The organism is Streptomyces hygroscopicus subsp. hygroscopicus (assembly GCF_001553455.1).
Lineage (GTDB): Bacteria > Actinomycetota > Actinomycetes > Streptomycetales > Streptomycetaceae > Streptomyces > Streptomyces hygroscopicus.
Genome location: NZ_BBOX01000382.1, coordinates 1 through 9,566, shown reverse-complemented (window position 1 = coordinate 9,566; position 9,566 = coordinate 1). Strand labels below are relative to the sequence as shown.

The following is a 9,566-nucleotide window of genomic DNA, read 5'->3' as shown; positions in this document are numbered from 1 at the left end:
GTGTCACCCGTCTCCGCCCGCCTCCCGGTCTTCCCCTGGGACCGGCTCGAACCGTACAAGGCGACCGCCGCGGCCCACCCCGACGGCATCGTCGACCTCTCGGTGGGCACCCCCGTCGACCCGGTTCCCGAGCTGGTCCGCGCGGCGCTCGCCGACGCCGCGGACAGCCCCGGCTATCCGACCGTCTGGGGCACGGCCGCGCTGCGGGACGCCCTCACCGGCTGGGTGGAACGGCGGCTGGGCGCGGCCAGTGTCAAGCACACCCAGGTGCTGCCGGTGGTCGGCTCCAAGGAGCTGGTGGCCTCGCTGCCGGCGCAGCTGGGCCTGGGCCCCGGCGACCGGGTCGCCTTCCCCCGGCTCGCCTACCCGACGTACGAGGTGGGCGCGCGGCTGGCGGGCGCCGAGCCGGTGCCGTACGACGCGCGGGCCTTCGCGGACGGTGTCGCGGGGACCGGCCTCGACCCGGCCGGGCTCAAGCTGCTGTGGCTCAACTCCCCGTCCAACCCCACCGGCCAGGTGCTGTCCAAGGACGAGCTGCGCACCGCGGTCGCCTGGGCCCGCGAGCACGGGGTGCTGGTGGTCAGCGACGAGTGCTACCTGGAGCTCGGCTGGGAGACGGACCCGGTCTCCGTGCTCCACCCGGAGATCTCCGGCGGGTCCTTCGACGGGCTGGTGGCGGTCCACTCGCTGTCCAAGCGGTCCAATCTGGCGGGCTACCGGGCGGCCTTCCTCGCCGGTGACGAGGCGGTGCTGGGCGAGCTGCTGAAGATCCGCAAGCACGGCGGGATGATGGTGCCCGCACCGGTGCAGGCGGCCACGGTCGCGGCGCTCGGCGACGACAAGCACGTGGCGGAGCAGCACGAGCGCTACGAGCGGCGCCGGGCCGCGCTGCGCTCGGCGCTGGAGGGCCACGGCTTCCGCATCGACCACAGCGAGGCGTCGCTGTATCTGTGGGCGACGCGGGACGAGCCGTGCTGGGAGACCGTGGGCGCCCTCGCCGAACTGGGCATCCTGGTGGCACCGGGCGAGTTCTACGGCCCGGCGGGGGAGCGGCACGTCCGGGTCGCGTTCACGGCGACCGACGAGCGCGTGGCGGCGGCGGTCCGCCGGCTGGCGGGCTGAGCACGGGAGGCCGGTCGGCTGCCTGGGCGGGGAGGCCGGATGGTTGCTTGAGCGGGCGGTCGGTCGGCTGTCTGGGCAGGAAAGCCGGTCGGTTGCTTGAGCTGTGAGGCCGGTTGGTCGTCCGAGCGGGGAGGCCGGTCGGCCGCTTGAGCGGGGAAGCCGGTGGGCTGTCTGGGCAGGAAAGCCGGTCGGTTGCTTGAGCTGTGAGGCCGGTCGGTTGTCTGGGCGGGGAGGCCGGTCGGCCGCTTGAGCGGGGAGGCCGGTGGGCTGTCTGGGCAGGAAGGCCGGGCGGCTGTCTGAGCGAGTGGGGCCGGGCGGCTGCTTGGGCGGGGAGGCCGGGCGGCGGATCGATCGGCGTATGGGCCCGGGGAGCGCTGGAAACCGCCGCGACTCCCCGGGCCCTGCGTATGCCGTCCGGCACCATCAGCCGAGCAGCGGCAGGCCCTTGAGCGGCAGGCCCTTGAGCGGGAGGTCCGGGCCCTGCGGGGCGCTCGGCGCGGGGGCCGCCGGGGCGGCGGCCTCGGCGGGCCGGGCCGCCTTGCCCTTGCCCTTGGCGTGGGCGCCGCCCCTGCCCTTCCCGTGCCCGGCGGCCTTGCCCTCGCCCTTGGCGGCGGCCTTGGCGTGGGCGGCCCTGGCCGGGGTGGCCTTGGCGGCCCGGTGGGTCTTGGCGGCCCGGTGGGTCTTCACGGCCTTCGCGGGCTTGACGGGCTTGGCCGGGGTCGCGGCCGCCGGGGCGGCCTTCCCCGACAGGAGCTCCTTGACGGTTCCGCCGGCCTTGCCGCTGACGTCACCCGCCGTGCTCCCGACCTGCTGCGAGGCGACGTCGGCGACCTGACCGACGGAGGCGGTGTCCAGCGAGGACAGCCCCGGCGCGGAGGACTGCGGCTGGGCCGGCTCCGCCGCACTCGCGACGCCGGCGGCCCCGACGACGGGAGCCGCGCTCACCGCGACCAGCAGCGCGGTGCGGGCGATCCGACGGGTGAGAGGGAGGGACATGGTGCTCCTTTGACGGAGGGACAATTGGCGTGCGCTGTCCGGTGATTCGGACGCTGTGAATATCGCGTGAGCCGCGCGAAGGTTGCGGTACGCCAAGGTAAAGAGTTGGCAATACGTCGCATTATCCGTTTCTGCACGTAATACGCCCGGGTCATTCCTCCGTATGTGCTGCCGAATACCCGGCCAACCGCTCTGAACTGCGGTGATTCCCTCCGCTATCGCGTGGTGACGATCCGCACTTCCGCCTCGGAAATCCCCTTGACCGGACGCCATCCGGCCGCTGAATTCCGCGCGTTCCATTCGCGTCCGCGATAAGAGACACGTTCGATGCGCAACTCGTCCGAGTGGGCCACCGCCCAGTGGGCGATCTGCCAGCCGCGCTGCCCCGCGCCTCTCCTCGCCGTCCCCCGCGGCGCCGGGACCAGCACCGCGGAGGACGAGCCGGCCTGTTCGCCGCCGCCGTGCCCGGCCGGGGCCGGGCGCGGTTCCGCCTCGGAGCCGAACTCCCGTTTCAGCGCCGCCCGGACCCGCGCCGGATCGCCCGCCCGGCCGTCGTCCGGCGGCCCGGGGCAGCTGACGGCCGCCGGGGAGCGCCCGGTGAGCGCACCGGTCAGCAGCACCGCCTCGGTCTCGTGCTTGGCGTACGCCTGGGGGAAACCGCTGCGCTGCACCCGCTGCGCCGCCACCGTCAGCGGCAGCCGCGAATAGCCGGGCACCCGCACCAGATCGTCGTAGAACTTCCCGGCGGCGTAGACCGGATCACGGACCTGCCGCACACTGCCCCAGCCCTGGGACGGGCGTTGCTGGAACAGCCCCTGTGAATCCCGGTCGCCATGGCGGATGGTGCGCAGCCCCGACTCCTGGAGCGCGGTGGCCAGTGCGATGGTGACGGCCCGCTCCGGCAGCCCCCGGGAGGCGGCCACGGCCTCGATCGTGGCGGCGTTGACGGCCTGTTCGGGGGACAGCAGCAGGTCCGTGCCGTTCGCCCGCACCAGACAGCGCGGCGGTCCCACGCCACCCGTCACCAGTTGCGCCGCCAGGTATCCGGCCAGGGCCAGCAGAACGGTACAGGCGACCGCGGCCCTCAGCAGTCGGGCGCGGCTGGAGAAGACGGGCAGGGGCACGCGCACACGGTACTGGAGCCCCGGGCACGGCTCGGCCGGATCAGGAAACGGTGGCGGGAACACCACGTTGCGGGGGCTGCCGGGACCGGGGGGCGGCCGGTGGCGGGAGCCGACCGGCTAGGGTCGCGGGTATGGCACATCCAGCACTCGACCTGTCCCTGGACGCGGCCCGGCTCACCGCCCGGCTCGTCGACTTCCCCTCGGTCAGCGGTGAGGAGAAGGCGCTCGCCGACGCCGTCGAGCAGGCCCTGAGGGCCCTGCCGCACCTGACCGTCGACCGGGACGGGGACGCCGTCGTCGCCCGTACGCACCTCGGGCGGGACGAGCGGGTCGTGCTGGCCGGTCACCTGGACACCGTGCCGATCGCCGACAACGTGCCCTCCCGGCTGGACGAGGACGGCGTGCTGTGGGGCTGCGGCACCTCCGACATGAAGTCCGGCGTCGCCGTACAGCTGCGGATGGCCGCCACCGTGCCCGAGCCGGGCCGCGACCTCACCTTCGTCTTCTACGACCACGAGGAGGTCGCCGCCGAGCTCAACGGGCTGGGGCGGCTGGCCAGGAACCACCCGGACTGGCTGACCGGCGACTTCGCCGTGCTGCTGGAGCCCACCGACGGCAGGGTCGAGGGCGGCTGCCAGGGCACGCTGCGGGCCGAGGTGACCACGCGGGGGCGGCGGGCCCACTCCGCGCGCAGCTGGCTCGGGGAGAACGCCATCCACAAGGCCGCGCCGATCCTGGACCGGCTGGCCGGATACGTGCCCCGGCGCGTGGAGATCGACGGGCTCACCTACCGCGAGGGCCTCAACGCGGTACGAATCGACGGCGGTCACGCCACCAACGTCATCCCGGACTTCTGCAACGTGACCGTGAACTACCGCTTCGCCCCCGACCGTTCGGAGGAGCAGGCCATCGCCCATGTGCGGGAGGTTTTCACCGGCTTCGACGTCGAGCTGACCGACAGCGCGCCCGGCGCCCTGCCCGGTCTCGCTCATCCGTCGGCAGCAGCCTTCGTGGACACGCTCGGGGCGGAGGTGGCCCCCAAGGACGGCTGGACCGACGTCGCCCGTTTCTCGGCGCTCGGCGTGCCCGCCGTCAACTACGGGCCCGGCGATCCGAAGCTGGCGCACACCCGTGAGGAGCATGTGCCGGTCGCCGCCGTCCTGGAGGCCGAGGAGCGGCTGCGGGCCTGGCTGACCCGCTAGCGGCGCGACCCGCTCCGCGCCGCCCTGGCCGTCCCCGGTGGCCCCGCCGGCCCCGCCGCCCCCGCCGCCCCGCCCCGCCGCCTCGGCTGGGCGGGGCGGCGGGGCACCGTCGTGATCAGCGGTTCGGTGGGTGAGCGTGGCCGGGATTCCGGCTCCGGGCCGCCCAGGGGGGCCTACTCTGAATCACAGATCTTTGACCAGATCTTGGTCTTGGCGAAGGGAGCACACAGTGGGCAACGCCGAAGAAGAGCGAGCGCTGCACGAGCAGCGTCTGGGCCCGGTCGTGCGCCGCCGCCACCAGATGCGACCCGGGACGACCGATCAGCGCCTCCTGGACACCCAGGGGGCCACTCACTGGGTGCACGAGGACCCGTTCCGGGTGATGCGCATCCAGTCGGAGTTCGTCGAGGGGTTCGGCACCCTGGCCGAGCTCGGCCGGGCGATCAGCGTGTTCGGCTCCGCCCGTACGCCCGAGGGGTCCCCGGAGTACGAGGCGGGGGTGCGGATCGGCCGGGCCCTCGCCGAGGCGGGCTTCGGGGTGATCACCGGCGGCGGCCCCGGCGCGATGGAGGCCGCCAACCGCGGTGCGAGCGAGGCGGGCGGCGTCTCGGTCGGCCTGGGCATCGAGCTGCCGTACGAGCAGGGCCTGAACCGGTATGTCGATATCGGGGTCAACTTCCGCTACTTCTTCGTACGGAAAACGATGTTCGTGAAGTACGCCCAGGGGTTCGTGGTGCTCCCCGGGGGGCTCGGCACGCTCGACGAGTGCTTCGAGGCGCTCACCCTCGTCCAGACCAAGAAGGTCACCCGCTTCCCGATCGTGCTCTTCGGCAGCGCCTACTGGAAGGGCCTGGTGGACTGGCTCACCCACACCCTGATCGCGGAGGGCAAGGCGTCCCCGCAGGACCTGGAGCTGTTCCACCTCACCGACGACATCGACGAGGTGGTCGACCTGGTGACCAAGGAGTCCGGCGGCATCTGACCGCCTCCCTCGGGGCCCGGCCGGACCCGGTCCCGGCGGGCCCGCCGCGGGCCGTCTCCCGGCGCTCCGGAGGTTCCCGTGGGCGGGTTCCCGGGTTCCGGAGGTTTCCGCGGGCGGGTTCCTGGCCGTCCGGCGGTTCCCGCGGGCCGGGTTCCGGGGTTCCGGAGGGGCGGGCCGGTCGCCGGCGGTCCTTCGGGTTTCCGTCAGGCCAGTCCCCGGCGGGCGACCGCCGGGGGCCGGTGGCCCGCGATGGACGACACCATGTCCAGCACCTGACGGGTCTCGGCCACCTCGTGCACCCGGTAGACCCGGGCCCCCAGCCAGGCCGATATGGCGGTCGTCGCGAGCGTGCCGATCAGCCGCTCCTTCACCGGCCGGTCCAGGCTCTCGCCGACGAAGTCCTTGTTGGACAGCGAGACCAGGACCGGCCAGCCGGTCTCCGTCAGCTCGCCCAGCCGGCGCGTCGCCTCCAGCGAGTGCCGGGTGTTCTTCCCGAAGTCGTGCCCGGGGTCGATCATGATCCCGTCCCGCCGCACCCCCAGCTCGACGGCGCGCTCCGCGAGTCCCAGGGTGACCCGCAGGATGTCCTCCACCACGTCGTCGTAGCCGATCCGGTGCGGCCGGGTGCGCGGCCGGGCTCCGCCCGCGTGGGTGCACACCAGCCCGGCGCCGTGGCGGGCGGCGACCTCGGCCAGTTGGGGATCGACCCCGCCCCAGGCGTCGTTGAGCAGATCGGCGCCCGCCGCGCAGACCGCCTCGCCGACCTCATGGCGCCAGGTGTCCACACTGATCACCACGTCCGGATGGCGCCTGCGCACCTCGGCCACGAAACCCACCGTGCGCCGCACCTCCTCCTCGGCGCTCACCTCGGCACCCGGTCCGGCCTTGACCCCGCCGATGTCGATGATCGCGGCGCCCTCCGCGATCGCCCGCTCCACGCGGTCCAGGGCGGGCTCGTCGCCGAACGTCGCCCCCTGGTCGTAGAAGGAATCCGGCGTCCGGTTCACGATCGCCATGATCACCCGCTCGTTCTCGCCGAACTCACGTCGTCCCAGCCGCAGCATCCGTACTTCCTTCACGTCTTTTTCCAGGTTGCGGGCAGCGACGATAACTGTCGGAGGGGCATGGCACGATCGAGGCAGACAGTCACCGAGGCCGACCGACGCCGACCGACCCAGACTCAACCATGCATCTTCCGGGGAGACGATCACCGTGTTCTTGTTCTTGCTGATCGCGCTGGTCGTGGTGGTCGGCGGGGTCACGCTCGCCGTCGTCGGGGGCGGTGACGGCCCGCTGCCCGAGGCGCCCCCGGACCGGCTGGACGCCCCGTTGCCCGCCGACCGGCCCCTGGCCCGCACCGATGTGGAGGCGCTGCGGCTGCCCATGACGCTGCGGGGCTACCGGATGGCGGACGTCGACGACGTACTGGGCCGCCTCGGCGCCGAGCTCGCCGAGCGGGACGCGCGGATCGCCGAGCTGGAGGCGGCGCTCGCGGGGGCGCCCCCGAAACCGTTGTCGCCGCCGTCCGGGTCCGGCTCCGATCCGCTGCCGGGCCCGGAGGCCGGCGAGCACGGCTTCGACCGCGGCGGCGCCGAGGCCCGCCCCGGTCACGAGGGGCGCGGCTTGGAGGGCAAGGGCTTCGAGGGGAACGGCTTCGAGGGACGCGGCTACGAAGGGCACGGCGCATGAGCGGGCAGGGCGTGGTTCCGGGGCCGGACGGTCTGCCGCGCTGCCCCTGGGGGCTGGAGGCCGAGACCATGGCCGACTACCGCCTCTACCACGACACGGAGTGGGGCCGCCCGGTCCACGGCGACGACGCGCTCTACGAGCGGATCTGTCTGGAGGCGTTCCAGTCCGGGCTGTCCTGGCTGACGATCCTGCGCCGCCGGGAGGGGTTCCGGGCCGCCTTCGCCGACTTCTCGATCGCGAAGGTCGCGGAGTTCACCGAGGCCGACGAGCGGCGGCTGCTCGCCGACCCCGGCATCATCCGCAACCGGGCCAAGATCGCCGCCACGATCGCCAACGCCCGCGCGGCGGCCGAGCTGGCGGCCGGTGAGCTGGACGAGCTGATCTGGTCCCACGCCCCGGCCGCCGACGGCCGCCCGGTCCCGCGGACCACCGCCGACGTGCCCGCGATCACCCCGGAGTCCACGGCCCTCAGCCGCGAGCTCAAGAAGCGAGGCTTCCGCTTCGTCGGGCCCACCACGGCGTACGCGCTGATGCAGGCGTGCGGCCTGGTCAACGACCACCTCGCCGACTGCCATGTCCGCGCCGCGGTCTGACCGCCCCGACGGCCGCCGGCCGGCGGCCGTCGGGCGGGGGCGGGCCGGTCAGGGGCGAGCGGCGGGCCGGGCGGGCCGGTCAGCGGCCGGTGAACCGCGGCTTCTCCTTGTTCACGAAGGCGTTCACCGCGATGGCGTGGTCGTCCGACGCCCCCGCGCGGCGCTGCAACTCGTCCTCCTTGGCCAGGGCCTCGGTGAGGGTGTGGCCCGCGGCGAAGGCGAGGGATTCCTTGATCGCCGCATAGGCCGCGGTGGGGCCCTCGGCCAGCCGCCGGGCGACCCCCGCCGCCTCGGTGGCCAGTTCGTCGGCCGGCACCACCCGGTGGGCGATGCCCAGCTCCAGCGCCTCCTGGGCGTCGATCCCGCGCGGGAAGAGCAGCAGATCGGCCGCCCGGCCGTACCCGATCAGCCGCTGAAGGGTCCAGGAGACACCGGAGTCGGCGGTCAGCGCGACCCCGGCGAAGGAGGTGTTGAAGGAGGCGGTGTCGGCGACGATCCGGTAGTCGGCGGCGAAGGCGAAGCCCGCCCCGGCGCCCGCCGCGACCCCGTTGACGGCGGCGACCACCGGCTTGGGCATCCCGGCGATCGCGGTGACGATCGGGTTGTAGTGCAGCGACACCGTGCTCATGGTCGAGCCCTCGCCGCTGCCCTCGCGGTCGGCGGCCAGCAGGCCGATGTGCTCCTTGAGGTCCTGGCCGACGCAGAAGGCACGGCCGGAGCCGATGAGCAGCACGGCCCGCACCGCCGGGTCCTCCGCGGCCTCCAGCAGCGCGTCGCGCAGCGCCACCTTGGTGTCGATGTTCAGGGCGTTCATCGCGTCGGGGCGGTTCAGCGTGATCGTCGCGAGTCCCTCGGTGAGGTCGTAGAGCACGGTGTCGGCCATGGCGGTCCTCCGGGGGTGGGCTGGGTCGCGGGCGGCTCGGGCGGCGGCCGCGCCGGCGGGCCGGGAAGCGGGCCCGCCGCGGCGGTCAGCGCACAGCATGCCGGAGATCATGACCGACCGACATGTGACCTGCGTCAAAGAACCGACCCTTCGTTCGGTGACAGCGGGCGTACGCTACCGCGATCGCCTCCCCGAATTGGGTGGTTTTGGGGGAGCGTCTCGCACAGGCGTTGCCGACCGATGTTGGTCATCGGGTCGTGCCATGCGGGATAATGAGGGGGAAGCAACGTGTTCGATGCCGGTGACACCTGGGTTGTCGGCTGCGATGAGCTGGTTTCAGGAAGGGGAACGAGCATGGCGGCCATGAAGCCGCGGACGGGCGACGGCCCGCTCGAGGTGACCAAGGAGGGGCGGGGCATCGTCATGCGCGTTCCGCTCGAAGGCGGCGGTCGGCTCGTCGTCGAGCTGACACCGGACGAGGCCGACGCTCTCGGCGACGCCCTGAAGAAGGTCGTCGGCTGAACGCTTGAGGCCCCACCATCATCCGTGCGCTGCCCCGGCGGCCGGTACGTCAGGTACCGACCGCCGGGGCAGCGCTTTCGCTCGTATGGGCCGCGCTCGTGGCCACCGTACGGGCCGCGCCCCCGGCCCCAGCCCCGTCCGACCGCTCGCCCCGCCTGGCCGCTGAGTCCCCTCTGACCGCTGAGCCCCGTCTGACCGCTCGCCGCCGTCTGGTCGCTGAACCCCGTCTGACCGCTGGGCCTCGTCTGACCGCTCGCCGCTGTCTGGTCGCTGAACCCCGTTTGACCGCTGGGCCTCGTCTGACCGCTCGCCGCTGTCCGTTGCTGGGCCCTGCCTGGCCGCGCCTCGTCTGAGCGCTCCCCGCCGTCCGGCTGCTCGCCGCCGTCCGCCGCTGGGCCCTGCCTGGCCGCTGGGCCGCGTCCGACCGCTCCCCGCCGTCCGCCCGTTCGCCGC

General features: G+C 73.7%; 10 protein-coding genes. 6 read left to right on the top strand and 4 right to left on the bottom strand.

Going from position 1 to position 9,566, the window contains the following annotated elements; genetic code table 11:
• Positions 1-1,122, top strand: a 1,122-nt coding sequence (dapC, locus tag AXW62_RS32650) for a succinyldiaminopimelate transaminase (RefSeq protein ID WP_060947660.1), incomplete at its 5' end; no start/stop codon positions are given.
• Between the two features lie 423 nt (positions 1,123-1,545).
• On the opposite strand, the gene AXW62_RS46290 is transcribed toward dapC, so the two are convergent.
• Entirely contained in the window at positions 1,546-2,118 is a 573-nt protein-coding gene (locus tag AXW62_RS46290; RefSeq protein ID WP_060947659.1) for a hypothetical protein, read from the bottom strand.
• A 215-nt stretch (positions 2,119-2,333) separates the two neighbouring features.
• Positions 2,334-3,242, bottom strand: coding sequence for a VldE C-terminal domain-containing protein (locus tag AXW62_RS32640; protein WP_060947661.1), 909 nt, complete (start codon positions 3,240-3,242; stop codon positions 2,334-2,336).
• Between the two features lie 131 nt (positions 3,243-3,373).
• Here AXW62_RS32640 and dapE point away from each other — a divergent pair, with 131 nt between their 5' ends.
• Together dapE and AXW62_RS32630 are read left to right on the top strand one after the other, a co-directional pair.
• Positions 3,374-4,444 carry a succinyl-diaminopimelate desuccinylase gene (gene dapE, locus AXW62_RS32635; protein ID WP_030822804.1) on the top strand — a complete coding sequence of 357 codons (1,071 nt, stop codon included), beginning with the start codon at positions 3,374-3,376 and terminating at the stop codon, positions 4,442-4,444.
• 229 nt (positions 4,445-4,673) lie between these two features.
• Complete coding sequence (locus tag AXW62_RS32630; protein ID WP_060947658.1) at positions 4,674-5,426, top strand: LOG family protein; 753 nt, start codon at positions 4,674-4,676, stop codon at positions 5,424-5,426.
• A 203-nt stretch (positions 5,427-5,629) separates the two neighbouring features.
• Here AXW62_RS32630 and folP read toward each other — a convergent pair whose 3' ends face one another.
• Positions 5,630-6,490, bottom strand: a complete 861-nt coding sequence (folP, locus tag AXW62_RS32625) for a dihydropteroate synthase (protein ID WP_060947657.1) — start codon at positions 6,488-6,490, stop codon at positions 5,630-5,632.
• A gap of 148 nt (positions 6,491-6,638) precedes the next feature.
• Here folP and AXW62_RS44200 point away from each other — a divergent pair, with 148 nt between their 5' ends.
• Positions 6,639-7,115: a DivIVA domain-containing protein gene (locus tag AXW62_RS44200; RefSeq protein WP_159061009.1), complete on the top strand. Its 477-nt coding sequence runs from the start codon at positions 6,639-6,641 to the stop codon at positions 7,113-7,115.
• Complete coding sequence (locus AXW62_RS32615; protein WP_030822814.1) at positions 7,112-7,708, top strand: DNA-3-methyladenine glycosylase I; 597 nt, start codon at positions 7,112-7,114, stop codon at positions 7,706-7,708. The genes AXW62_RS44200 and AXW62_RS32615 overlap by 4 nt, the downstream gene beginning before the upstream one ends.
• A 79-nt stretch (positions 7,709-7,787) precedes the next feature.
• Here the strand turns inward: AXW62_RS32615 and chcB are convergent, their stop codons facing one another.
• Positions 7,788-8,591 carry a 2-cyclohexenylcarbonyl CoA isomerase gene (gene chcB, locus AXW62_RS32610; protein ID WP_060947656.1) on the bottom strand — a complete coding sequence of 268 codons (804 nt, stop codon included), beginning with the start codon at positions 8,589-8,591 and terminating at the stop codon, positions 7,788-7,790.
• 354 nt (positions 8,592-8,945) lie between these two features.
• On the opposite strand from chcB, the gene AXW62_RS41780 reads away from it, so the two are divergent.
• Positions 8,946-9,113: a DUF3117 domain-containing protein gene (locus AXW62_RS41780; protein ID WP_003966491.1), complete on the top strand. Its 168-nt coding sequence runs from the start codon at positions 8,946-8,948 to the stop codon at positions 9,111-9,113.
• Positions 9,114-9,566 lie beyond the last annotated feature (453 nt).